The organism is Pseudomonas sp. HD57-3, assembly GCF_056113135.1.
In genome coordinates this window covers 876,594-901,575 of sequence record NZ_CM148568.1, presented here as the reverse complement: position 1 = coordinate 901,575, position 24,982 = coordinate 876,594, and the positions used below count along the sequence as shown (strand labels likewise).

The 24,982-nt window shown below is 60.1% G+C and carries 21 protein-coding genes; 8 read left to right on the top strand and 13 right to left on the bottom strand.

What is annotated here, in order from left to right:
* Positions 1-14: 14 nt before the first annotated feature.
* The 8 genes from AC0R79_RS03975 to amaB all read right to left on the bottom strand — a co-directional run bounded on the left by AC0R79_RS03975 (position 15) and on the right by amaB (position 9,906).
* The gene (locus AC0R79_RS03975) at positions 15-779 is read right to left on the bottom strand and encodes an SDR family oxidoreductase (RefSeq protein WP_011332209.1); all 765 of its coding nucleotides are present in this window, start codon (positions 777-779) and stop codon (positions 15-17) included.
* Positions 780-1,518: 739 nt separating this feature from the next.
* Positions 1,519-2,235, bottom strand: coding sequence for an ABC transporter ATP-binding protein (locus AC0R79_RS03970; RefSeq protein ID WP_007950655.1), 717 nt, complete (start codon positions 2,233-2,235; stop codon positions 1,519-1,521).
* Complete coding sequence (locus AC0R79_RS03965; protein ID WP_007950657.1) at positions 2,232-3,104, bottom strand: ATP-binding cassette domain-containing protein; 873 nt, start codon at positions 3,102-3,104, stop codon at positions 2,232-2,234. The genes AC0R79_RS03970 and AC0R79_RS03965 overlap by 4 nt, the downstream gene beginning before the upstream one ends.
* Complete coding sequence (gene livM, locus AC0R79_RS03960) at positions 3,101-4,402, bottom strand: high-affinity branched-chain amino acid ABC transporter permease LivM (protein ID WP_007950660.1); 1,302 nt, start codon at positions 4,400-4,402, stop codon at positions 3,101-3,103. The genes AC0R79_RS03965 and livM overlap by 4 nt, the downstream gene beginning before the upstream one ends.
* Before the next feature lie 3 nt (positions 4,403-4,405).
* Positions 4,406-5,320 carry an ABC transporter permease subunit gene (locus AC0R79_RS03955; protein WP_007950661.1) on the bottom strand — a complete coding sequence of 305 codons (915 nt, stop codon included), beginning with the start codon at positions 5,318-5,320 and terminating at the stop codon, positions 4,406-4,408.
* Between the two features lie 146 nt (positions 5,321-5,466).
* Positions 5,467-6,600: an ABC transporter substrate-binding protein gene (locus AC0R79_RS03950; protein WP_007950664.1), complete on the bottom strand. Its 1,134-nt coding sequence runs from the start codon at positions 6,598-6,600 to the stop codon at positions 5,467-5,469.
* 364 nt (positions 6,601-6,964) lie between these two features.
* A complete protein-coding gene (gene amaA / locus AC0R79_RS03945) occupies positions 6,965-8,248 on the bottom strand; it encodes an L-pipecolate oxidase (protein ID WP_474733287.1) in 1,284 nt (427 codons plus the stop codon).
* A gap of 167 nt (positions 8,249-8,415) precedes the next feature.
* Entirely contained in the window at positions 8,416-9,906 is a 1,491-nt protein-coding gene (gene amaB / locus AC0R79_RS03940; protein WP_127796763.1) for an L-piperidine-6-carboxylate dehydrogenase, read from the bottom strand.
* Positions 9,907-10,067: 161 nt separating this feature from the next.
* Between amaB and AC0R79_RS03935 the strand changes: the two genes are divergently transcribed.
* Positions 10,068-10,973, top strand: a complete 906-nt coding sequence (locus AC0R79_RS03935) for a LysR family transcriptional regulator (protein WP_474733285.1) — start codon at positions 10,068-10,070, stop codon at positions 10,971-10,973.
* A 42-nt stretch (positions 10,974-11,015) separates the two neighbouring features.
* Here the strand turns inward: AC0R79_RS03935 and AC0R79_RS03930 are convergent, their stop codons facing one another.
* Entirely contained in the window at positions 11,016-11,825 is an 810-nt protein-coding gene (locus AC0R79_RS03930; RefSeq protein WP_474733283.1) for a helix-turn-helix domain-containing protein, read from the bottom strand.
* A gap of 174 nt (positions 11,826-11,999) precedes the next feature.
* On the opposite strand from AC0R79_RS03930, the gene AC0R79_RS03925 reads away from it, so the two are divergent.
* The 5 genes from AC0R79_RS03925 (at position 12,000) to nadE (ending at position 16,224) form a co-directional block, all read left to right on the top strand.
* Positions 12,000-13,460, top strand: a complete 1,461-nt coding sequence (locus AC0R79_RS03925) for an alanine/glycine:cation symporter family protein (RefSeq protein ID WP_474733281.1) — start codon at positions 12,000-12,002, stop codon at positions 13,458-13,460.
* Between the two features lie 136 nt (positions 13,461-13,596).
* Positions 13,597-13,866 (top strand): hypothetical protein, encoded by a 270-nt coding sequence (locus AC0R79_RS03920; RefSeq protein WP_039766693.1) that lies wholly within the window; start codon positions 13,597-13,599, stop codon positions 13,864-13,866.
* Positions 13,859-14,089: a hypothetical protein gene (locus AC0R79_RS03915; protein ID WP_085667731.1), complete on the top strand. Its 231-nt coding sequence runs from the start codon at positions 13,859-13,861 to the stop codon at positions 14,087-14,089. Before AC0R79_RS03920 ends, AC0R79_RS03915 begins: the two co-directional genes overlap by 8 nt.
* Before the next feature lie 79 nt (positions 14,090-14,168).
* Complete coding sequence (gene pncB / locus AC0R79_RS03910; protein WP_085685119.1) at positions 14,169-15,392, top strand: nicotinate phosphoribosyltransferase; 1,224 nt, start codon at positions 14,169-14,171, stop codon at positions 15,390-15,392.
* A gap of 4 nt (positions 15,393-15,396) precedes the next feature.
* Complete coding sequence (nadE, locus tag AC0R79_RS03905) at positions 15,397-16,224, top strand: ammonia-dependent NAD(+) synthetase (RefSeq protein WP_007950678.1); 828 nt, start codon at positions 15,397-15,399, stop codon at positions 16,222-16,224.
* Positions 16,225-16,280: 56 nt separating this feature from the next.
* Here nadE and azu read toward each other — a convergent pair whose 3' ends face one another.
* Positions 16,281-16,727, bottom strand: coding sequence for an azurin (azu, locus tag AC0R79_RS03900; RefSeq protein WP_064593127.1), 447 nt, complete (start codon positions 16,725-16,727; stop codon positions 16,281-16,283).
* Positions 16,728-17,068: 341 nt separating this feature from the next.
* Between azu and AC0R79_RS03895 the strand changes: the two genes are divergently transcribed.
* Entirely contained in the window at positions 17,069-17,656 is a 588-nt protein-coding gene (locus AC0R79_RS03895; protein WP_474733278.1) for an LOG family protein, read from the top strand.
* A 68-nt stretch (positions 17,657-17,724) separates the two neighbouring features.
* The gene (locus tag AC0R79_RS03890) at positions 17,725-17,904 is read left to right on the top strand and encodes a hypothetical protein (RefSeq protein ID WP_007950694.1); all 180 of its coding nucleotides are present in this window, start codon (positions 17,725-17,727) and stop codon (positions 17,902-17,904) included.
* Between the two features lie 128 nt (positions 17,905-18,032).
* On the opposite strand, the gene AC0R79_RS03885 is transcribed toward AC0R79_RS03890, so the two are convergent.
* The 3 genes from AC0R79_RS03885 to AC0R79_RS03875 all read right to left on the bottom strand — a co-directional run bounded on the left by AC0R79_RS03885 (position 18,033) and on the right by AC0R79_RS03875 (position 24,776).
* Positions 18,033-18,926 carry a transglutaminase family protein gene (locus AC0R79_RS03885; protein ID WP_127796758.1) on the bottom strand — a complete coding sequence of 298 codons (894 nt, stop codon included), beginning with the start codon at positions 18,924-18,926 and terminating at the stop codon, positions 18,033-18,035.
* Positions 18,926-21,412, bottom strand: a complete 2,487-nt coding sequence (locus tag AC0R79_RS03880) for a circularly permuted type 2 ATP-grasp protein (protein ID WP_474733276.1) — start codon at positions 21,410-21,412, stop codon at positions 18,926-18,928. Before AC0R79_RS03880 ends, AC0R79_RS03885 begins: the two co-directional genes overlap by 1 nt.
* 88 nt (positions 21,413-21,500) lie before the next feature.
* The gene (locus tag AC0R79_RS03875) at positions 21,501-24,776 is read right to left on the bottom strand and encodes a transglutaminase family protein (protein WP_474733275.1); all 3,276 of its coding nucleotides are present in this window, start codon (positions 24,774-24,776) and stop codon (positions 21,501-21,503) included.
* Between the last annotated feature and the right edge of the window lie 206 nt (positions 24,777-24,982).

Genomic DNA, 24,982 nt, shown 5'->3' with positions numbered 1-24,982 from the left:
AGGGCAAAACCGTATCAGGCCTTGTTACGCTCGATGGCAAAACCGGCCCAGGTCTGGCTCACCGGCATCAGCTCAAGGCTGTTGATGTTGATGTGCGCCGGCGCATTCAGTACCCAGAAGATCGTCTCGGCGATGTCCTGCGGCTGGATCGGCTCGGCACCGGCGTAGGTCGCATCGTAACGCGCCTGATCGCCGGCGAAACGCACCAGCGAGAACTCACTCTCGCACAGGCCCGGCTCGATGTTGCTGACGCGTACGCCAGTGCCCTGCAGGTCGCAACGCAGGTTCAGCGAGAACTGTTTGACGAACGCTTTGGTAGCGCCGTAAACGTGGCTACCCGGGTAAGGGTAGTTACCGGCGATGGAGCCGAGGTTGATGATGCCAGCACCACGACCGTGGGCGATCAGGCGAGGCAGCAGCAGACGAGTGCTGTACATCAGGCCTTTGACGTTGGTGTCGACCATGGTGTCCCAATCGTCGAGGTCGCACTTCGGTGCAGGGTCCACGCCCAGCGCCAGGCCTGCGTTGTTGATCAGGCCACGCAGTTTGGCGAACGACGGCGGCAGGTTGGCAATCGCCTCCTCCATCGCCTTGCGATCACGCACGTCCAGCACCAGGCCATGCACTTCGGTCTGCTTCGACAGCTCGGCGCACAGCGCATTGAGGCGTTCTTCACGACGACCGGTCAGCACCAGTTTCCAGCCGGCCTCGGCAAAACGACGGGCACAGGCTTCACCAAAACCGGAGGTCGCGCCGGTGATAAACAGGGTGTTGGACATCGTGTTCTCCTTGCTTCGGCTGCCGGGGCAGCCATTGGAATAGAAAATCAGCGGGCAGCATGCCCGGCCCTGCTTTAACCGGCAACCACCGAATCCTGCTCATTAATTGATCAATGGCCGCTACGCCATATGCGCCGCGGCCTGTAGCCATGTGCACGCACGTTATCCACAAGCCCTTCCACAGTTTCCGGGGGCAAGTGGAAAAGCGCAAAGCCGCGCTACACAAGGCTTTGCGGGCGATCTGGAAAGTTTTTTGCTTGACCCTGAACAACCAGTTGTGCCGGGCAGGGCATTTTGCACGACCGACCGGTCATGGCCATGATTGCGCGAGGCCAGCAATTACGGCCCTTAGCCGAGTCTTTCCAGAGTTTAATCACAGACTTATCCACAGGATTGACCACAGCCATCCGCGCTGTTTTGCGCCCCCATAAAAAGGTTGACAAACAGGCCTGCCCCTCAGCAAAAACACACTGATCAAAAAACAACCACAGCGCTGAAAGCCACGGTTTCAAAGGCTTTTAGCCAGCTACACCCACGTTATTCACAGCCAGCTCCACAGCAAACGGGGACAAGTCAAAACTGTGGAAAAACAGCCATTTGCAGCGGCTTTATGTCGCGCTTTGGCAGGTTGGCGATTTTGTTTTCCACAATTTCCCGAAAGTCCTGGTTTTCAGTGAACGAGCAAACGCAAAAAAGCCCCGACACTCACGCATCGGGGCTTGTGAACAACTTCAAACGATCAGTGACCGCCGAGGTAAGCGTTACGCACTTCTTCGTTCACCAGCAGCTCCTTGCCGGTGCCCGTCAGGCGGATCTCGCCGTTGACCATCACGTACGCCCGGTCAGACAGTTTCAACGCATGGTTGGCGTTCTGCTCGACGAGGAAAATGGTCATCCCGGTTTTCGCCAGTTCCCGCAGGGTGGCGAAGATCTGTTTCACCACGATCGGCGCCAGGCCCAGGCTCGGCTCATCCAGCAGCAACAGCTTGGGCCGGCTCATCAGCGCCCGGGCGATGGCGAGCATCTGCTGCTCGCCGCCAGACATGGTCATCGCGCGCTGCGTGCGGCGCTCTTCGAGCCGCGGGAACAGCTCGAACATGCGCTGCATGTCTTCCTTGGCGTACTTGTCGCCGATCGGAATGGTGCCCATCAGCAGGTTTTCCTCGACGGTCATGTCGGGGAACACCCGCCGCCCTTCCGGCGATTGCGCAATGCCGTTGGAGGCGATGTAGTGCGATGACTTGTGGGTAATGTCCACGCCCTGATACAGGATCTGCCCGCCCGCCGCCCGTGGCTGACCGAAGATCGACATCAGCAGGGTGGATTTGCCGGCACCGTTGGAGCCGATCAGGCTGACGGTTTCTCCTTCGTTGATCTGCAGCGAAACGCCTTTGAGGGCCTGGATCGGGCCGTAGAACACGTCCAGATCCTTGAGTTCGAGGATGGGTTGCGTCATACGACTTCCTCTTCGTCGGCGCCCAGGTAGGCAGCGATCACTTTCGGATCGTTACGAATGGCATCCGGCCCGCCCTCGGCGATGACGATGCCGTGGTCCAGCACCACGATGTGATCGGAAATGCTCATTACCATGCCCATGTCGTGTTCGATCAGCACCACGGTCAGATCGTGCTCGTCGCGCAGCAGCCGGATCATCGCGCTCAGCGCTTCGGTTTCCTGAGGGTTGAGGCCGGCGGCCGGTTCGTCGAGGCAGATGATCTGCGGCCGCGTGCACATGGCCCGGGCGATTTCCAGACGGCGTTGCTGGCCGTAGGACAGTTCACCGGCCAGACGGTTGGCGCAGTCCACCAGATCCACCACTTCCAGCCAGTAGAACGCGCAGTCCAGCGCGTCACTTTCAGCCTTGCGATAGCCCTTGGTATTGAGGATGCCGGCCAGCATGTTGCGGTTGACCCACATGTGCTGGGCCACCAGCAGGTTTTCCAGCACCGACATTTCCTTGAACAGGCGAATGTTCTGGAACGTCCGGGCCAGGCCCGCACGGTTCACCAGATGAGTGCCGCCGAACATCTTGTAGTACAGGCGACTGGCAAAGTTTTTCGGCGAAACGAAGTCGGTCGGCTTGAACGACTCGCCCAGCAGCTGGATGACGTTGGTCTGCTGGCCGCGCACGTTGAGTTCGATCTTGCCGCCGGAGGCTTTATAGAAACCGGTCAGGCAGTTGAACACGGTGGTCTTGCCGGCGCCGTTAGGGCCGATCAGGGCGAAGATCGAGTTGCGTTTGACCTTCAGGCTGACATCGCTCAAGGCCTTGATGCCCCCGAAGTGCATCATCAGTTTTTCAACAGAGAGTACGACTTCACTCATGGCGCAGTCCTCTCATAGTGAATGGCACCTTTGCGTGGAGTGACCCCGGTGCGGCTGATGCGGATCAGCCCGCGAGGTCGCCAGATCATCATCAACACCATCAGGATCCCGAACAGCAGCACGCGGTATTCGGCGAAGCCGCGCAGCAGTTCCGGAGCAACGGTCAGCACGAACGCTGCGATCACCACACCGATGGTCGAGCCCATGCCGCCGAGCACGACGATGGCGAGGATCAATGCCGATTCGAAGAAGGTGAACGAGGTCGGGTTGACGAAACCTTGATAGGTGGCGAAGAACACACCCGCCAGACCTGCCGTTGACGCACCGATGGTGAACGCCGAGAGCTTGACCAGCACGTGGTTGAGGCCCATCGAGCGGCAGGCGATCTCGTCTTCACGCAGGGCTTCCCAGGCGCGGCCGACCGGCATCTTCACCAGACGATGCTTGATGTACAGCACGGCCAGTACCACCAGGAACAGCACCGCATAGATGAAGTAGTACTTCACGTCCGGGTTGTAGGCGATGCCGAAGAACTCGTGGAACGGCACCCCGCCATCCTTCGCCCGTTTGCCGAATTCCAGACCGAAGAAGGTCGGCAGTGGCGCCGGCATGCCGTTCGGGCCGCCGGTCAGGGACAGCCAGTTGTTAAGCACCAGACGAATGATTTCACCGAAGCCCAGGGTCACGATCGCCAGGTAGTCGCCGTGCAGGCGCAGCACCGGGAAACCGAGGATGCAACCGGCAAGGCCAGCGGTGATCGCCGCCAGCGGCAGCACGGTCCAGAAGCCCAGCCCCAGGTACTGATAACCGAGCGCCAGACCGTAGGCGCCGATGGCGTAGAACGCCACGTAACCGAGGTCGAGCAGGCCGGCCAGGCCGACCACGATGTTCAGCCCCAGACCCAGCAACACGTAGATCAAACCGAGGATGACCACGCCCAGCAGGTAGGAGTTGGACACGAACGGCACGGCCACGGCCAGCACGATCAGCAGCGGGATGATCCAGCGCAGGCGGGATTTGTGATCGGCGGGCAAAACATGCACGCCGGAACCGGTGCTCTCGAATCCTTCGAGGATGCGCAGGCCCTTGGGGGTTTGCAGGAACAGGCTGAGGGCAAAGCGGCCGGCCATGACGATGGCGATGATCCACGCCACGCGGGTCGGTTCGAGGTTGAAGCTGTAGCCGTCGAGTACCACGCCGACAATCGGCCCGAACACGATCAGGGCAATCAGACCGGCGAGAATCGCCTCAACCAGGCTTTTTTTGACATCAATGGATTTTGTAGTGGTTGAAGACATCGCTTACACCTTCGACACAAGAGGACGGCCCAGCAGGCCTTGAGGCCGGAAGACCAGAACAAGTACGAGCAGCGAGAAGCTGAACACGTCTTTGTAGTCGGAGTTGACCAGGCCCGAGAACAGCGACTCGGAGATCCCGAGGATGATCCCGCCGAGCATGGCGCCAGGCAGCGAGCCAATCCCGCCGAGCACCGCGGCGGTGAACGCCTTGATGCCGATGACGAAGCCTGCGTAGAAGTCGAACGTGCCGTAGTTCATGGTGATCAGCACGCCGGCCAGGGCCGCCATCGCTGCACCGATGATGAACACATAGGAAATCACCCGGTCGGTGTTGATCCCCAGGATCGAGGCCATCTTGCGGTCTTGCTGGGTGGCGCGGCACATGCGGCCGAGCTTGGTGTACTTGATCACGTAGGTCAGCAGGCCCATCCCGACGAACGCCGCGACGAGAATGAAGATCTTGGTGTAGGTCAGCTGGACGAAGCCCGAGCCGACGTCGATGCGCCAGGCACCGGTGAGCAGCGTCGGAACACCCTGTTGGCGGGCGCCCTGGCTGATCTGGGCATAGTTTTGCAGGATCAGGGAGATACCGATGGCGCTGATCAGCGGTGCCAGTCGGGTGGAGTTGCGCAGTGGTTTGTAGGCGATGCGTTCGATGACCCAGCCATACACCCCCGTGACGACGATGGTGAAGACCAGTGTGCCGAGCATCAGCAGCGGGAAGGATTCGATACCGAAGTAAGCCAGCAGAGCCAGACTGATTGCCGCGAGGTAAGCGGAAATCATGTAAACCTCGCCGTGGGCGAAGTTGATCATGCCGATGATGCCGTAGACCATTGTGTAGCCGATGGCGATCAGGCCATAAACCGACCCGAGGGTCAGGCCGTTGACCAGTTGCTGCAGGAAAATACCATCCATAACGCAATCTCACGCAGTGAGAACCTGCACACCCTGGGGCGCGCGGTTCTTCTAGGAAAAATACAGATTTACGTCGGAGCAATGTCAGCCACGACCGGGCTGGCCCCCACAGGTGTTCTGCAGAGGTCAGCCGATCGCGTCAGCCCTTACTTCTGTTTTTCCAGCTGGTGATATTTGCCGTCCTTGTCCCACTGGTAAACCACGTAGTCGGAGACTTTCAGGTCGCCCTTGGCGTCCCAGGTCTTCTCGCCCATCACGGTTTTCACTGGGTTGGCTTTCAGCCATTTGGCAGCGTCTTCGCCCTTGTTGGACTTGGCGCCGTTGAAGCCGGCGGCCAGTGCCTGAACCGAAGCGTAGGCGTACAGGGTGTAGCCTTCAGGCTCGGTGCCGGCCTTGCGGAATGCGTCCACCACGGTTTTGCTGTCCGGCAGCATGCGCGGGTCGGCGCCGAAGGTCATCAGCACGCCGTCGACGTATTGCGGGCCGCCAGCGGTGGTCACCAGTTCGTCGGTCACGATGCCGTCGTCAGACATGAACTTCACGTCTTTCAGGCCTTCGGTACGCAGTTGCTTGACCAGTGGACCGGCTTCCGGGTGCAGACCACCGAAGTAGACCACGTCGGCACCGGCCGCGCGGATCTTGGTGACCACGGCGCTGAAGTCTTTCTCGCCACGGGTCAGGCCTTCGTACAGCACCGGCTTCACGCCGCGTTTTTCCAGTTGAGCCTTGGTCGCATCGGCCAGGCCCTGACCGTAGGTGTCCTTGTCGTGCAGCACGGCCACTTTCTTGCCCTTGAGCACGTCGACGATGTAGTCGCCGGCCACAATGCCTTGCTGGTCGTCACGGCCGCACATACGGAACATGGCGCTCAGGCCGCGCTCGGTCACTTGCGGGTTGGTGGAACCCGGGGTGATCGCGATGATGCCGGCTTCGTCGTAGATCTCCGACGCAGGAATGGTGGAGGACGAGCAGAAGTGGCCGACCACACCGGCGACTTTCTGGTTGGTGAGGTCCTTGGCGACCGTCACCGCCTGTTTCGGTTCGCAAGCGTCATCGCCCTTGACCAGGACGATTTTCTCCCCGTTGACGCCGCCCGCCGCGTTGACCGCGTCGGCCGCCGCTTGTGCCCCTTTCATGTACTGTTCGCCAAATGCCGCGTTGGCGCCCGTCATCGGACCCGCCACACCGATTTTCACATCAGCTTGTGCAAACGCAGAAACACCCAGCGCAGTAGCCACTGCGAGGGCCAGAAAGCCTTTCTTGTAAAACGTCTGGGACATGAGGTGGTGCTCCAAGGTTTTTTTTAGTTGGCACTGCGACTTCACTTGAATGCTCAGAGCAAGGGCCGTGCCATCGGTTTTTTATTCTTCAAAAAGTCGCTGCTTTCTTGTTATTTCGACTGTTTCGTTCCCATTTTCATTGGGCGTGCAACCGTCTAAACCGCGGAAGGTGAAACCAATTATTTTTTCAGGCGCAACCCGCACGCGCCATCATTGCAACCGCGGCGCCAAACGACGTGCAACCAGCCTGTAACAGCCCGCGTCACCGAACTGCACACTGCTGGTGCGGGACTGCTACAACCCGCACCATTACAGGCTAGTCGCTACATCGAAAAGCGCCGCTTCCGGCAACATATTTCAACACTCAAATGACGATCCGCAGGCACTGGCCCGCGTGATACAGCGAGAACCCGGCCTCGTACAGACAACTGCGCAAGCCCACACCCGCCAGGGGCTGCATCGGTGCGAAGGGAATCGGCAACGCCTGAGGATTTCCGTTACACAGGTAGTCGGCGAACGCCTTGCCGACCACGGTGCCGGTGGTCACGCCACGACCGTTGTAACCGGTGACGGCCACCAGTCCGGGGGCCGGCTCGAACAGGCGCATCAGGTGATCGGGAGTGAAAGCGATGCGCCCGGTCCAAGTGCATTCCCACTCCACGGGTTTGAGGTTGGGGAAGTAATGCTGCTGCACCCGGTCGGCCCAGGCCTTGAGGAACCAGGTCGGTTTCTGATTGCCGTTGCCGAGGCTGCCCAGCAACAGACGACCATCCTTGTCACGGCGGATGCTGCTCAGCACCTGACGGGTATCCCACGAGCCCTGCCCGCCCGGGAGAATTTCCTGGGCGGCGTCTTCGGTGAGCGGCACCGAAGCGACCTGATAGTAGTAACCGGGAAAGAAGTTGCGCTTGAGTTCGGTCCAGTCGCCTTCGGTGTAGGCGTTGGAGGCGATCACTACCTGTTCGGCGAGCACCGAACCCTGCTCGGTCTGCACCGACCATTTCTGCCCCTGGCGCTCAAGACGCGCGACCGGGGAGTGATCGAACATCTGCCCGCCCAGGCCGATCACAGCATTGGCCAGCCCGGTGACATAAGCCATCGGATTGAGCGTACCGGCGCGCCGGTCGAGCAATGCGGCGGCGATCTTCTGTGTACCGGTCGCCTGTTCACAGGCCTTGCCGGTCAACAGTTCGACCGGCGCCCCCCGGCGTTTCCACTGTTCTTCGCGACTGCGCAGATCCGCCTCGCCCTTGGCGTTGTGCGCCATGTGCAGGGTGCCTTCGCGGCGCAACTGGCAATCGATGTTGTATTTATCCACAAGGCTGAACACCAGCGCCGGCGCCGCACCGAGCATGCGGTTGAGCTGACTGCCGACCGCCTCGCCGAAGCCGGCCTCGATCTCGTCCGGCGGAATCCACATCCCGGCGTTGACCAGCCCGACGTTGCGCCCGGAGCCACCATGCCCGGCGCGATGGGCTTCGAGCACGCAGACGCTCTTGCCCTTTTCCAACAGATGCAGCGCCGCCGACAGCCCGGTAAACCCGGCCCCGATCACGCAGACATCGACTTTGACCTCGCCCCTGAGCGCCGTGTTATCCGGTCGTTGCGGCGTGAGTTTTTCCCACAGACATTCTTCGCGTAACGGCATTGCCAGACTCCAACAGAAACCTGCCAAACACACCTAAAAGATCGTTCCCACGCTCTGCGTGGGAACGCAGTCAGGGACGCTCTGCGTCCCGAAAGCGAACGCGGAGCGTTCGGTGCAGCATTCCCACGCAGAGCGTGGGAACGATCAACAGGGGGAATATCCAACTGTCAGTCGAAAGTAATGCCCTGCGCCAACGGCAACTCCAGCGAGTAGTTCACGGTGTTGGTCTGGCGGCGCATGTACGCGCGCCACGCATCCGAGCCCGACTCACGACCGCCGCCCGTTTCTTTTTCACCGCCAAACGCGCCGCCGATTTCCGCACCGCTCGGGCCGATGTTGACGTTGGCGATGCCGCAGTCACTGCCGACCGCCGACATGAATTTCTCGGCCTCGCGCACATCGGTGGTGAAGATGCACGACGACAACCCTTGCGGCACGGCATTGTTCAGGCGCAACGCCTCTTCAAAATCGCTGTAACCGACCACGTAGAGGATCGGTGCGAAGGTCTCGCTGCACACCACGTCGCTCTGCTCCGGCATTTCAACGATGGCTGGCGCCACGTAGTAGGCATTCGGGAATTGATCTTCCAGTTGGCGCTTGCCGCCGAACACCCGACCGCCCTCGCTCAGCGCCTGCTCCAGCGCGTCCTGCATGTTTTCGAAGCTGTGCTTGTCGATCAGCGGGCCAATCAGGTTGCCTTCCAGCGGGTGACCGATACGGACTTTGGAGTACGCGGCTTTGAGGCGGGTGACGATTTCCTCTTTCACCGATTCATGGGCGATCAGGCGACGCAAGGTGGTGCAACGCTGACCGGCGGTACCGACGGCGCTGAACAGGATGGCGCGCACGGCCATGTCCAGATCGGCGCTAGGGCCGAGGATCATGGCGTTGTTGCCACCCAGTTCGAGAATGCTGCGGGCAAAGCGTGCGGCGACTTTCGGCGCCACTTCGCGGCCCATGCGGGTGCTGCCGGTGGCGCTGATCAGCGCGACACGCGGGTCATCCACCAGCGCTTCGCCGGCATCACGACCGCCGATGATCACCTGGCTCAGGTGCGCCGGAGCATCGCTGAAATTCTTCAGTACGCGCTCGAACAGCGCCTGACAGGCCAGCGCGGTCAGCGGGGTTTTCTCCGACGGTTTCCACACCACCGGGTTGCCGCAGACCAGCGCCAGCGTGGTGTTCCACGCCCACACCGCGACCGGGAAGTTGAACGCACTGATCACGCCGACCACGCCCAGCGGGTGCCAGGTTTCACGCATGTGGTGGCCCGGACGCTCGGAGGCGATGGTCAAACCGTACAACTGGCGGGACAGGCCGACGGCGAAATCGCAGATGTCGATCATCTCCTGCACTTCACCGAGGCCTTCCTGAGTAATCTTGCCGGCCTCCCAGGAAACCAGTTCGCCAAGATCATTCTTGTACTCGCGCAGGACTTCGCCGAACTGACGCACCAGCTCGCCGCGACGCGGGGCCGGCACCTTGCGCCATTGTTCGAACGCATGATCTGCGCGACTGATGTGTTGCTCGACTTCGGCGGGGCCTTCCCAGTTCACGGCGCCGATGCGGCTGCCGTCGATGGGCGAATGCACCGGCACTTTGCCGTTCTGGTACAGGGCCGGGTTCACACCTAGACGATCAAGCAATGCGGCAACCATGGGTCACTCCTCAAGCAAAAAACTGAATGTGTGCGGGCGCGATTTCACGACCGGGCAGACCTTTAGTTGTAGCGTCAGGAAGGCTGTGCAACAAACGACCTTTACGCGAGATATCATTCCGTTTATTCATGCTGCGCAGAAAGACAAGAAAAGGATCGCCCATGCTGAACAAACGCCACTTGCCGTCGATCACCGCGTTGCAGTGCTTCGAGGCCGTGACCCGACACCTGAGTTTCACCCGGGCCGCCGAGGAACTGAACCTGACCCAGAGCGCTGTCAGCAAGCAGGTGGCGCAGCTCGAAGAATTGTTACAGCACTTGTTGTTCCGCCGGGTACGCCGCCGTTTGCAGATGACCCCGGCCGGCGATCTGTATCTGGTTGAAGTCAGAAAAATCCTGACCCAGGTCGAGATGTCGACCCATTACCTGCGTTCCTACGGCGGCGAAACCGAAGTCCTGCGCGTCTCCACCCCCTCAACCTTCGGCGCCCGATGGCTGGTGCCGCGCCTCAAGGGCTGGCGCCTGCGTCATCCGTCGATTCATCTGGACCTGTGCAACGAGCAAGAGGCCGATGACCTGCTGCAAGGGCGCAGCGACCTGGCGTTCTATTTCGGCCAGGGCTCACGTCCCGGCACCGAATGCCTGAAGCTGTTCGGCGAAGAGCTGGTGCCGGTCTGCGCGCCGAGCAGCCTGCCGGACACTCCGTTGACTGATCCAACGCAACTCGCCGATCTGGTCCTGCTGCAGAATGCTTCGCGCCCGCAAGCGTGGCACGACTGGTTCGACAGCCAGGGCTACCAGACCGAACACAGCTACCACGGCCCGCGCTTCGAAACCTTTTATATGTGCATCCGCGCCGCCCAGGTCGGTTGCGGCGTCGCCCTGTTGCCGAGGTTTCTGGTGGAAGAGGAATTGGCCGACGGCAAACTGGTCATTCCCTGGCAGCATGCAATGCCCAGCACCGACGCCTATTACCTGGCCTACCCGGAACACGCGGCGGAAGTGCCCAAGGTGCGGGATTTCGTGAAGTGGATGCTGGAGCAGATCGACAGTACTAATGCCGACTGACCTAAGTGAAAACGCGTTGTATTGCGCCGGCTCGGCGAATCGTCACGCAATTACAAACAGGCCATCAACAAACTTGGTTTGAGTGAGTCGCGCACGCAGGTCTTCATCGATAACCGGATCATCAACGTCATAAAGACGCACCCGGCGATAGGCATCGATCCGATTGATTTCCGGTCCCAGATACTCCCAAACGACCCGCGAACAAGCCGGAGCACGATGGTCAGCGGCGGACACACCCATTTTCAGACCGTTGAGCCGTGTGATGCAGCTTTTGAAGCTAGGTATGAGAATGGTTTGGCTGATCTCGTTCGAGGTCAGCGACTCGTAGTCGATAAGAAACAGGCGATCTCTCAGGTAGTAAGCGAACCCAACGTATCGATACCGTTCAAATTCGCCTTCAGCACCCGCAATCTGTAAGCGCTCGTTTCGCTCATAGACAATGTCTGCCCCATCTTCTCGGACGTGCACCAGTGAACACAAAATCGAGCCAGGCTCCGTCATAGCGTGGTAGTACTCATAGTAATAGCCGATGTGCGCCTTGAGCTCCGGCGAGGATCGTTGACGCAAGTGTCCTAGCATTCTCTGCGGTGCCGTTTGTTCATCGACGGTGCTGGTTTTCCTGGATTTCACGCCAATCAGTGTGATGAATTGCTCGGTTGGAAGAGCGATTTCAAACTCTTCAACCCCGAAAAAATCGCAGATTCTTTTCAGGTTGAAGGCTGTAGGAATGCTGTTACCGCAAAGATATTTATTGAATTGCCCACGATTAATCCGAATCTTCCTACAGACTTCTGCGACAGATCTGTAGTGACTGCACAGAAGTCTTAAGTTAGCTGGAAGAAACTCCCACATAAATATCCTTGAAACAGTTTTAGAAGGCGCAACCATAGCAGCAACTCGCATCACTTTTAAGCAACTTGCGAAATTGCGCCCTGCGAAATATGGCTGGATATTACGAGCCCTGATATTTCAGGACTTAACCAGCTAATAAAAAACGCCAGCACTTTCAATAGCAAGGAGCTTTGAATGCTAGACATCATCAACGACTTTCTTACGGGAAAGGTTTTGATCCCTGTAGTCCTTGGCCTGGGTAGCTATTTCACCATCCGATCACGGTTTGTCCAGTTCAGATACTTCATGCACATGTTTACCGTTCTACTGGGCAGTTGGCGCAGCGGCAGCCACCATCTGAGTTCGTTTCAGGCATTGACCCTCAGCCTCGCTGGGCGGGTGGGCACGGGGAATATCGTCGGGGTCGGAATTGCTGTGAGCATGGGAGGCCCAGGCGCAGTGTTCTGGATGTGGATGACAGCCTTGCTCGGCATGTCGAGTAGCTTCTTCGAATGCACACTGGGCCAACTCTACAAACGTAGCGATGGGAATGGCCTGTTCCGAGGCGGACCCTCCTGGTACATCGAGCACGGTCTGGACAAACGCTGGCTCGGAACAATTGCAGCGCTTCTACTGCTAGTGACGTTTGGATTTGCAATCAATGGTCTCGAATCGCATGCAGTCTCACATTCGCTGAAAGACGCTTTCGGTCTGGCGCCCATTTGGTCAGGACTCACATTGTCCCTGCTGCTCGGGGCAGTTTTTATTGGTGGGATAAAACGAATAGCTGCCGTAGCCGACTTGTTGGTGCCGTTGAAGGTTCTCGCTTACGTCGGCGTGACGAGTTACGTGATCGTGCTGCAGTTCGATCAGGTTCCACCAATGCTGATGACTATCATCCAAAGCGCGTTCGGTCTGGATCAAGCCTTTGGTGGATTGATCGGCAGCGCAATCGTCATGGGTGTGAGACGTGGTGTGTTTTCCAATGAAGCGGGCCTGGGCAGCGCTCCCAATGTCGCGTCAGTGGCGAAAATCGACCATCCGGTGGCCCAAGGCGTCGTGCAGGCATTCAGCGTTTTCATCGATACGTTCGTGATTTGTACCTGCACGGCACTACTCATTTTGCTTTCGGGTTTCTACGCGCCGGGATTTGAGGGCGACGGCGTTGCGCTGGCACAAAACTCGTTGGCAGCCGTGGTCGGTGAATGGGGGCGAATGTTCATCAGCGTGGTGCTGGCGCTGTTCGTCTTCACGGCGATGCTCTACAACTACTACCTGGGGGAAAACAGCCTTCGGTTCATGTTTGTCGAACCCCGAAAAGCGCTGTTTTTCTACCGTTCGCTGGTATTGGTTTTGGTGTTCTGGGGGGCGGTAGAGGACCTTTCGACCGTGCTTGCTTTCGCCGACATCACCATGACGCTGCTGGCGCTGGTCAACCTTGTGGCCATGGCAATGCTGTTTAAAGTTTGTCTCCGGATCTTGCGAGATTACGACGAGCAGCGTCGTGTCGGAATCAATACGCCCATTTTCGATTCCAGCAAGTTTCTTGATCTTGATCTCGACCCGTTGGCTTGGCCGCCGCAACCAAGAGAACTACAAACGATAAATCGCAGTTTGTCATCGGTAGCCAACGAAGCAACTACACGATCAGCTTAAATAATTAAGCCGAGCGCTGAGCCATTCGACCCCGCAATGGCTCAGCAAACCAATACTTAAGCCCCCACCAAATTGGCTGGAAAAACAAACAGCTCTTCTACTAATTAAGCCAAAAATAATTATCAGGACGCGTCCGATGAATCGTTATTCCCCACTTAAAGCCAATGCGACCAACAGTCCAACTTACTTAATAGATACACACGCCGCACCCAGCCAGTTGTTCGAAGATGCCTGCTTCAGAATCCGCGCTGCTGTCAGCCTTCTGGAGACCCTGACATCCGTAACCATCAAGGACATCAATGACTCAGATCTGTACCGACTGATACTTCCCGTTTATGTATTACTTCAAGATGGCGTTGACACACTCGACCAGGTTTCCTTCAAGGGAGACTTCACTCATGGCTGAAAAAGCAACCTATGCAATGCTCAGGGCAGCAATGATCAAAGCGGTTGAAACCAACCTCATCCCTAGGCATTCGCGTCTCGCAGAGTACATAAAAAGTTGGGAACGACTTGAGCTGGTCATTCAAGCCTCCCTCGATGTGTATCCCGAACAAAAAGCTGCTGCAGGAAAAAAAAAGCAAAAGCCGTCAAAAACAAAAGCAGGCCACCGAACAAAAAATCGCTAGCAATCTTCATCCAGGATATGAGCCACTAGCGCCATTGATTGATACCGCGCCAACGCGCGGCCCGTCTGGAGACCCCTTTATGAGCGAGAGTGTGTTTGCCGATCGCATCGTGCAGAACCTGCTCGACACCGACTTCTACAAACTGACGATGATGCAGGCGGTGCTGCACAACTACCCCAACGTCGAAGTCGAATGGGAGTTTCGTTGCCGTAACAGTGAAGATCTGCGCCCGTATCTGGCGGAGATCCGCTTCCAGGTCGAGCGTCTGGCCGAGTTGAGCCTGAGCGCCGATCAGTTGAGCTTTCTCGAGCGCATCTCGTTCCTCAAACCGGATTTCCTGCGCTTCCTCGGTCTGTTCCGTTTCAACCTGCGCTACCTGCACACCGGCATCGAGAACGGCGAGCTGTTCATCCGCCTGCGCGGGCCGTGGCTGCATGTGATCCTGTTTGAAGTGCCGCTGCTGGCGATCGTCAGCGAAGTGCGCAACCGCTATCGCTACCGTGAAACAGTGCTGGAACAAGCCCGCGAACAGCTTTACCGCAAGTTCGACTGGCTGACCGCCAACGCCTCGGCGGAAGAACTGTCGCAGTTGCAGGTCGCCGATTTCGGCACACGCCGGCGGTTTTCCTACCGTGTGCAGGAAGAAGTGGTGAACGTGCTCAAGCACGATTTCCCCGGGCGTTTCGTTGGCACCAGCAACGTGCACCTGTCTCGCGAACTGGACATGAAACCGCTGGGCACCATGGCTCATGAGTGGATCATGGCCCACCAGCAACTCGGTCCACGGCTGATCGACAGCCAGATCGCCGCCCTCGATTGCTGGGTTCGCGAGTATCGCGGGCTGCTGGGGATCGCCCTGACCGACTGCATTACCACCGACGCTTTCCTCGGCGATTTCGATCTGTTCTTCGCCAAGCTGTTCGACGGTTTGCGGCATGACTCCGGGGATCCGGTGCAGTGGGGCGAAAAATGTATCGCCCACTATCACAAGCTCGGCATCGACCCGATGAGCAAGACCCTGGTGTTCTCCGACAGCCTGACACTGCCCAAGTCGCTGGAGATCTTCCGGGCGCTGCGCGGCCGGATCAATGTCAGCTTCGGCATCGGCACCAACCTGACCTGTGACATTCCGGGTGTCGAACCGATGAGCATCGTGCTTAAAATGACCGCCTGCAATGGCCAACCGGTGGCGAAGATCTCCGACGAGCCGGGCAAGACCCACTGCAAAGACCCGAATTTCGTCGCCTATTTGCGACACGTTTTCCAGGTTCCTGCCGTTTCCAGCCTTTCTAGCAAGGAGTGAATTCATGCAAGCCGTACAGCGTGAGATTGCTGAACAGCTCAACGTTCAGCCGCCGTTCGCCGATTACCAGGCCCTCGAAGCGGAAGTCGCCCGACGCATCACCTTCATCCAGGATTGCCTGACCAGTTCCGGACTCAAGACCCTGGTGCTGGGCATCAGCGGCGGGGTCGATTCGCTGACCGCAGGGCTGCTGGCCCAGCGCGCCATGCGTGAACTGCGCGAACGCACCGGTGACGAGGCCTACAAGTTCATCGCCGTGCGCCTGCCGTACGACGTGCAGTTCGATGAACACGACGCCCAGGCCTCGGTGGACTTCATCGCCCCAGACGAGCGCCACACCGTCAACATCGGCCCGGCGGTCAAATCCCTGGCCAGCGAAGTCGCAGCCTTCGAAGGCAAGCACGCGGTGTCGGTGGATTTCGTGCTCGGCAATACCAAGGCGCGGATGCGCATGGTCGCCCAGTACACCATCGCCGGCGCGGCTCACGGCCTGGTGATCGGCACCGACCACGCGGCGGAAGCGGTGATGGGTTTCTTCACCAAGTTCGGTGACGGCGCCTGCGACCTGGCCCCGCTGAGCGGTCTGGTGAAGAACCAGGTCCGCGCCATCGCCCGCAGCTTCGGCGCACCGGAATCGCTGGTGGAAAAAGTGCCGACGGCGGATCTGGAAGACCTGTCGCCGGGCAAGCCGGACGAAGCGTCCCACGGCGTGACCTACGCCGAGATCGACGCCTTCCTGCACGGCGAGCCGGTGCGTCAGGAAGCATTCGACATCATCGTCAACACTTACAAAAAGACTCATCACAAGCGGGTCATGCCGTTTGCGCCTTGATTCCGAGGCATAAAAAAAGCGTCCTTCGGGACGCTTTTTTTATGACCTTGTGTTGCTTACTTCAGAGTCACGGTGCCTTTCATCATCGAGATGTGGCCCGGGAACGAGCAGAAGAAGCCGTACTTCTCGTCAGCCTTGAGCTTGGACACGTCGAAGGTCACCGAGTCGGTTTCCTTGGCGCCGATGATCTTGGTGTGAGCGATAACGCGCTCGTCACCGTCCTTCAGGTAGTTCTTGTCGATGCCGGCGGCCAGGCCGTCGGTGGCGATCGGCTGCATGTCGGCTTCTTTGCTGATCACCAGGTTGTGGCCCATGACGTTCTTCGGCAGGCTGCCGGAGTGGGTCAGCTCGACGGTGAAGGTCTTGCAGCTCTTGTCGATTTCGATGGCCTTGGTGTTGAAGGACATCTGGTCGGTGGAATCAACGGTGGTTTTGCACTCGGCAGCCATCAATTGGCTGCTGGCCAGCGCCAGCAGGGATACCGCAACAACTTTGGAAAACATGGTGAATCTCCAAGGCAGGGTTAACAAAAACACGAATGGTTGGAAGACTGCCTGAAATCTTCGCAAGTTCCTATGACTTGAGTCAAAAATTGTATACAACTTTCAGGCTATGACACTCATCGAAACAATCTAACAGCCAGACGTTTGGCCGGGCCGTATCTTCAGGGCTCAACACTCACCTGGAGTATCCGTCATGTCCTTCAACAGCCTGTTGTGCAGTCTGCTCGCCGCCTACGCCTGTGGTGCCAGCGGCACCTATGAAACCCCGAAACGCGAAGTCTAGCCCTTGGATCAAGGCGTGCCAGCCATTACCCTGTGACCGATTGACCCAGGAGGAAGGCATGTCTCTCACATCCGTTTGTGTATTTTGCGGTGCCAACGCCGGCACCACCCCGGCGTACACCGAAGCCGCGATCGCCCTCGGCACGGCTATCGCCGAGCGTAAGCTGACGCTGGTCTACGGCGGTGGCGCCGTCGGCCTGATGGGGATTGTCGCCGACGCCGCGCTGGCGGCCGGTGGCGAAGTGATCGGCATCATCCCGCAGAGCCTGATGGACAAGGAAATCGGTCACAAGAGCCTGACGCGTCTGGAAGTGGTCGACGGCATGCACGCGCGCAAGGCGCGGATGGCCGAACTCAGCGATGCGTTCATCGCCCTGCCCGGTGGTCTTGGCACCCTGGAGGAGCTGTTCGAAGTCTGGACCTGGGGCCAGCTCGGCTACCACGGCAAGCCGCTGGGCCTGCTGGAAGTGAACGGTTTCTACAGCAAACTCACTGCATTTCTCGATCACATCGTCGGCGAAGGCTTCGTTCGCGCGCCGCACCGTGACATGCTGCAAGTGAGCGAATCGTCGCAAACGCTGCTCGAAGCCCTCGACCACTGGAAGCCCACCGTCACCCCAAAATGGGTCGACCAGAAACCCGGTTAACCCCCGGGCACCGATACAGGGCAGAATACGCGCCGCTCAACCTCACCTTCGACCCCAGAGGATCGCCCATGGCCAAACCCAATTACTCCTTCGCCAAACGTCAACGTGACCTGGCCAAGGAACAGAAGAAAGAGGAAAAGCTTCAGCGCAAGAAACAGATGGCTGAAGAAGCGGCACTGAACCCTGACGGTGAAGTGGCGACCGATGATGATGTTGAGGCACCGAAAGACCAGGCACCCGACGCCTGAGCAACACTGCAGGACCACTGAACACAATCCCTGTGGGAGCGGGCTTGCTCGCGATGCGGGCGGCACATCTGAAATGGATGTGACTGACCCACTGTCATCGCGAGCAGGCTCGCTCCCACAATTGTTTTCTATTCCTCCAGTGGCATCACCGTGACCCGCACCTCCGGATCATGGCTTCCTCCCCCCAGAATCACCCCGCGCAACGGCGAAACATCGGAAAAATCCCGTCCCCAAGCCAGGGTGATGTGCTCCAGTGCCGGCTGCACATTGTTTGTCGGATCAAAATCCACCCAGCCCAGCACCGGGCAAAACACCGAGACCCAGGCATGGGACGCATCGGCGCCGATCAACCGTGGCTGCCCCGGTGGCGGTTGGGTCAACAGATAGCCGCTGACGTAACGCGCCGCCAACCCGCGTGAGCGCACACAGGCGAGCATCAGGTGTGCGAAGTCCTGACAGACGCCGCGTCGGCGCTCGAGCACTTCCACCAGCGGCGTCGCTACTTGCGTCGCTTCGGCATCGAAGGTGAATTCGCTGAAGATCTTCTGCATCAGGGCCTGCACACCCAGCATCAACGGTCTGCCAGCCGGGAAACAGCTTTCCGAGAACTCGACGAAGCTGCGCTTCAGATGCACGTAGGGCGACTGGAATCGATAGCGACAGGCTTCCAGCAACGAGGCGGACAGCGGCTGGCTGCTGTAGGTCAGCGCATTACGGGTCAGTTCCCAGGCCGGTGACTGATGGAAATCCACCACGGGCCGCGCCAGCACTTCGACCGTCAGCCGTGCGTTGACCTGCAACTCATCGTGAGGCCGTTCGAAAGCCAGGCGAGTCAGCGGATTGCCGAAGACATCCTGCTCGTCACGGCGGGTGGTCGGCTCCGGACTGATCAGCAATTGCTGCTCGGTGCAGCGCTGCCACTCGCATTCGCGCGGCCACAGATGCGCCAGTTGCTGGGCCAGGGACACCGGGCTGTCGTAGCGATAGCAGGTGTCGTGAAGGATCTGGTAATGGGCGCTCATCAGACGGACACCGTGCGCTGGCTGACATCATCAACATGGGCGAAATGGCGCAGGGCCAGACGATCGGATACCTGACTGCTGGCGTCGGCGATTTCCTGCAGCAGGTCTGCCAGACCGTCGAGGGCCGCGCGCACGCTGGATTCACCGAACAGCGGATTCTCCAGACAGCTCAGATCGAAGCGCGCCAGACGCTCGACCAGCGGCGGCAACCCAGCCTCTCTCGGCACACCGAAGTCATCATTCAGCCGCTTCAGGGTGCGGGTCACCAGTTTCAACTGGAACAGCACCGCATGGGGGTTCTGCTCGTCCAGCAGCAACAGGTCGAGCACCGGAATCAACTGCGCCACCGCCAGATAACGCGAGCGATAGGTGATGCTGCTGTTGCCCAGCTCCAGCAACCATTCAAGCCCGGCCTGATCGAACGCCCCGGCGCCACGCAGGAAACCCGCCAGGCTGCTGCTGAGAAATTGCAGGCGCTCGATCCGCCGGCCGATCATCAGGAAGCGCCAGCCTTCGTCACGGGTCATGTCGTCGAGGGCAAACCCGGACAGCGCCGCCAGCGACATCACCAACCGGTTGAGAAAATCCAGCAGCTCGCCGAAATCCGGTTCGTCGGTGTCCAGCTCCGAAGCCTCGCGTTGCAGTTCCACCAATGCCTGCCAGTTTTCCCGTGAGAGCTTGCCGCGCACCTGCGATGCCGCCCACTGCAAACGTTGCAGGTTGGAACGCAGGCTGAACGACCAGTCCTCGCCAAGCAGTGCCGCGAGCAAACGCTCCGGCAGCTCACCCTCATCCGGCAGCAGCATCAGCCGCTCGCCCAGATCCACGGCGGCCTGCAAGGCTTGCGGGTCATCGCCGTCGACGTATCGCGCGAGCATGATCCGCAGCAGCCGCGCGCTGTCGTCGCAACGCTCGCAATAACGGCCGAACCAGAACAGGTTTTCCACCACCCGCGACGGCAGATACGGATCGCGGCGCACCAGATCGGGCACGCCGATGTTGCGCTGGGCTTTCCATTGTTCCCCGCTCGGCGGCCGATCCCCCAGCACCCAGGTGTCTTTGCTCGCGCCACCGCGCTGCATCGACACCACTTCGGCATCGGCTTCGGCTGCGACCCGGGTCAGGCCACCGGGCAGCACCCGATAACCATCGTGACTGGCCACCGCGTACATGCGCATGCCGATCGCCCGAGGTTGCAGTTGCCCGTCCTCGGGCTGCCAGATCGGCGCCTGGGACAACTGGGCGAGTTCTTGCGCGACATAGGCATAAGGGCGGGCCTGCATGCGCGCGGCGAGACTTTCACGCTGTTTTTCGCTCAGATCCCGACCAAACACCGGTGTGAAGCTTTGCGATGGGAACGCCGGTTTGATCAACAGCTCCGGCAGTTTTTCCAGGGCCTGGGCCAACACCGGCGCTTCGCCGCACCACCACGTGGCAATGGACGGCAGGATCAGTTCTTCGCCGAACAGGTACTGATTGATCTTTGGCAGGAAACCTAGCAGCCCCGGCGACTCCAGCACGCCGCTGCCCAGCGCGTTCGCCACCAGCACCCGGCCCTGACGCACCGCCTCCAGCAATCCCGGAACGCCGAGCGCCGAATCCGTGCGCAACTCCAGCGGATCACAGAAGTCATCGTCGAGCCGACGCATGATCGCGTGCACCCGGCGCAGGCCGCTGAGGGTTTTCAGGTAGACCGTGGCATCACGCACTGTCAGGTCACCGCCCTCCACCAACGGATAACCGAGCTGGCGGGCGAGATAGAGATGCTCAAAATAGCTTTCGTTGAAACGACCTGGGGTCAGCAACACCACCAGGGGCGCGTCATCGTCGCAGGGAGCCTGACGGGCCAGCGTTTCCTGCAACGTGCGGAAGAATCCGGCCAGGTGCTGGACTTTCAGATCCCGATACAACTCGGGGAAGGCGCGGGACACGATGGTGCGATTTTCCAGCGCGTAACCGGCGCCGGATGGCGCCTGGGTACGATCCGCCGTCACCCACCAGCGCCCGTCCGGTGTGCGCGCCAGATCCACGGCATACAGATGCAGAAAGGCCCCGTCCGGCGGCGCAATGCCCTGACAGGGCCAGAGGAAGTTGTTATGGCCGAACACCAGCTCCGCCGGCAGCAAGCCTTCGCGGATCAACTGCTGCGGGCCATACAGGTCCGCCAGCACCGCATTGAGCAGCCGCGCGCGCTGGGCGATTCCGGCCGACAGTTGTTGCCACTCATCGGCAGCGATGACGTGAGGCAGCAGATCCAGCTCCCACGGACGATCCGCGCCCTTGGGATCGGCATACACGTTGTAGGTGACACCGTTTTCCTGAATCTGCCGGGTCAGCAACGCCTGACGCTGCACCAGTTGCGCCGGGGTGCTGCGCTGCAATTGGTCGACCAGTCGCCGCCAGTGCGGGCGCACCGCCCCGCTGTCGTCGAGCAGTTCGTGATAGGTGCCCGCTGTCAGCGGGTAGCGGTCAAGCAGGTCAGGCATGGAAAGCTCGGCAGCCGGCAAGGAGCGGTCAGACTAACGCAGGCACATGACGCCCGGATATACGAAAAATCCGGGGGTCGTGTACGAATCAAAAACGTCGTAAATCGAGAGTCATCGGTAGCTCGTCGGAGGTTGTCAGGTTCGGTATTGGAAGTTTCCCCGGCGTATGTCCGATGCGGAAGAAACGCGCCATGCGCCGGCTCTCTGCTTCGTTGGCGTTGACCGGCAGCGTTTCGTAATTGCGCCCGCCCGGATGCGCGACGTGGTACTGGCAGCCGCCCAGCGAACGTTGCATCCAGGTGTCGAGCAAGTCGAACACCAGCGGCGCATGCACCGGGATCGTCGGTTGCAGGCAGTTGGCCGGTTGCCACGCGCGGAAACGCACTCCGGCGACAAACTCGCCGACCCGCCCGGTCGATTGCAGCGGCACCGGGATGCCATTGCAGGTCAGCAGATAACGCTGCGGCGGCAGCCCCGTAAGCTTGACCTGCAAACGCTCCAGCGATGAGTCGACGTAGCGCACCGTACCGCCCGCCGCGCCCTCCTCGCCCAGCACATGCCAGGGTTCAAGGGCCTGACGTAATTCCAGCTCGATACCGTTGACGGCGTAGTCGCCGACCTTGGGGAAACGAAACTCAAGATGCGCCGCGAACCATTCGGCGCGCAGTGGATAACCGGCGTTGTTGAGTTCGACGATGACGTCGGCAAAGTCCTGCTCGATAAAATGCGGCAGCAGGAAGCGGTCGTGCAGTTCCGTGCCCCAGCGCACCAGTTTCGGCGGCGCATAAGGCTCGCGCCAGAACCGCGCCACCAGCGCCCGCAACAACAGCTGCTGAGCCAGGCTCATGCGCGCATGGGGCGGCATCTCGAACGCGCGCAACTCCAGCAGACCGAGGCGCCCGGTGGCGCCATCCGGTGAATACAGCTTGTCGATGCAGAACTCGGCGCGATGGGTGTTGCCGGTGACGTCGATCAGCAGATTGCGCAACAGTCGATCCACCAGCCACGGCGGGCAGTCTTCTCCCGGTGCCGGCATTTGCGCGAAAGCGATTTCCAGCTCATACAGCGCATCGTTGCGCGCTTCATCGACTCGCGGTGCCTGAGAGGTCGGGCCGATGAAAAGGCCGGAAAACAGGTAGGACAGCGAAGGATGGTTGTGCCAGTAGCTGATCAGGCTGCGCAGCAGGTCCGGACGGCGCAGAAACGGTGAATCGCCCGGTGTCGCGCCACCGAGCACGAAATGGTTACCGCCGCCGGTGCCGGTGTGTCGTCCATCGACCATGAATTTCTCGGTGGACAGTCGGGTCTGGCGCGCTTCTTCGTACAGAAATTCGGTGCGCTCGACCAACTCGTCCCAGGTCGCCGACGGCTGCACGTTGACCTCGATCACGCCGGGATCCGGGGTGATGCGGAAATTGCTCAGGCGCGGATCGCTCGGCGGCTCGTAGCCTTCCAGCAACACCGGACAGTGCAGCTCCTCGGCGGTGGCTTCGATGGCGGCCACCAGCTCCAGATAATCCTCGACCCGCTCCAGCGGCGGCATGAACAGGTACAACCGGCCTTCCCTGGCCTCGGCGCAGAACGCGGTGCGGGTCAGCCAGTCGGCGGACTCGTCGATCTTCGGCACACGCTCGTCCGCCGGAGCGGGCTCGCCGTGTTCGTTGAGCTGCGATGTTTCGGGCAGTTCGGGGAAGTCCTGATTCGGATCGTTCGGATGAATGAACGGATACTCTGCCGCCTTCACCCAGGGCTGCGAACCCAGTGGCAGGCGATAGCCGAGCGGTGAATCCCCCGGCACCAACCGGCAATGCTCGTCACGCAGATACCAGCGCCCGCTCTGCCATTGATCGCCCTTGGCGGTGCGCGCCAGCGGCAGCACCTGGCCGATGACCTTGTCCAGCCCCTGACTGAACACCTTGCGCAGTCGCGCACGTTCCAGCGGTTCCTCCAGGCGCGAGTCTTCGGCGCTGACGTTGCTCGGCAAGGCGCCTTCGCGCCAGAGGTAGTAGAAATTGTCTTCGTAGGCCGGGAATACGAAGCGTGTCGGCAGTTTCAGGCGTTCGGCGACACTCGCCAGAAAGCGCCCGGCCAGTTCACCCGTGGCGCCGTAATCCTGCTGCTCATCGGCAATCAATGCGTTGTTGTGCCAGATCGGCACGCCGTCGCGGCGCCAGTAGCAATTCAGCGACCAGCGCGGCAGCTGCTCCCCCGGATACCACTTGCCCTGGCCGAAATGCACCAACCCCTTGGGCGCGTAATGCTTGCGCATGCGCTGGAACAGTTCGGCGGATAGCCGACGCTTGTCCGGGCCCAGCGCAGCGGTATTCCATTCGGCACCGTCGGGGTCGTCGATGGACACAAAGGTCGGTTCGCCGCCCATGGTCAGGCGCACGTCGCCTTCGAGCAGGTCGGCATCGATCTGCCGGCCCAGCGCCTGGATCGCCAGCCATTGCTCATCGGTGTAGGGCTTGGTGACCCGGGGTGCTTCCCAGATCCGCTCCACGGACATTTCGTGGCTGAACTCGCATTCGCAAGGCTCCACCAGACCGCTGATCGGCGCCGCCGAGGACGGATCGGGACTGCAGGCCAGCGGGATATGCCCTTCCCCGGCGAACAATCCGGAGGTCGCATCAAGGCCGATCCAGCCGGCGCCGGGCAAATACACCTCGCACCACGCGTGCAGGTCGGTGAAGTCCACTTCGGTGCCGGAAGGGCCGTCGAGGCTTTTCACGTCGGCAGTCAGTTGAATCAGGTAACCGGAGACGAAACGCGCCGCCAGCCCGAGATTGCGCAGCAGTTGCACCAGCAGCCACGCCGAATCGCGGCAGGAGCCGGAGGCATGCTCGAGGGTGTGTTCCGGGGTCTGTACGCCCGGCTCCATGCGGATCAGGTAATTGATGTCTTCGCTCAGACGCTGGTTGAGCGCCACCAGGAAGTCCACGGCCGGCAGCGGCGTACGGTCGATGGCGTCCAGATAGGCCTTGAATTTCGGCGTCAGCGGCAGGGTTTCGAGGTACGGCGCCAGCTCCTTGCGCTCATCGGCGGCGTAGGCGAAGGGGATTTTCTCGGCGTAGGGCTCGAGGAAAAAGTCGAACGGGTTGAACACCGCCATCTCGGCCAGCAGATCGACCTCGATTCGCAACTCGGCGGTTTTCTCGGGGAACACCAGCCGTGCAAGGTAGTTGCCTTGAGGATCCTGCTGCCAGTTGATGAAGTGCTGCTCGGGCGAGACTTTCAGTGAATAAGACAGAATCCGCGTGCGGCTGTGAGCAGCCGGGCGCAGACGCACGATCTGCGGGCCGAGTTCGACAGCGCGGTCGTAGCGGTAATGCGTGACGTGATGCAATGCGACATGAATCGACACGGCGTGCCTCCTGCGAGCCCAAGCGTATTCGAAAGCGCGCAAGACTTATGCCATGCAGAGGCTTGGGCGCTTTCCCGGAATGCTTAGGGCAGTACAGCACCAAAATCGGGCGATGCGGTGAAATGGTTTGGCACAGTTGCACGCAAATGTTGCGAAGAGCCCCTTCCCCTGACCCTCTCCCGTGATCGTTCCCACGCTCCTGCGTG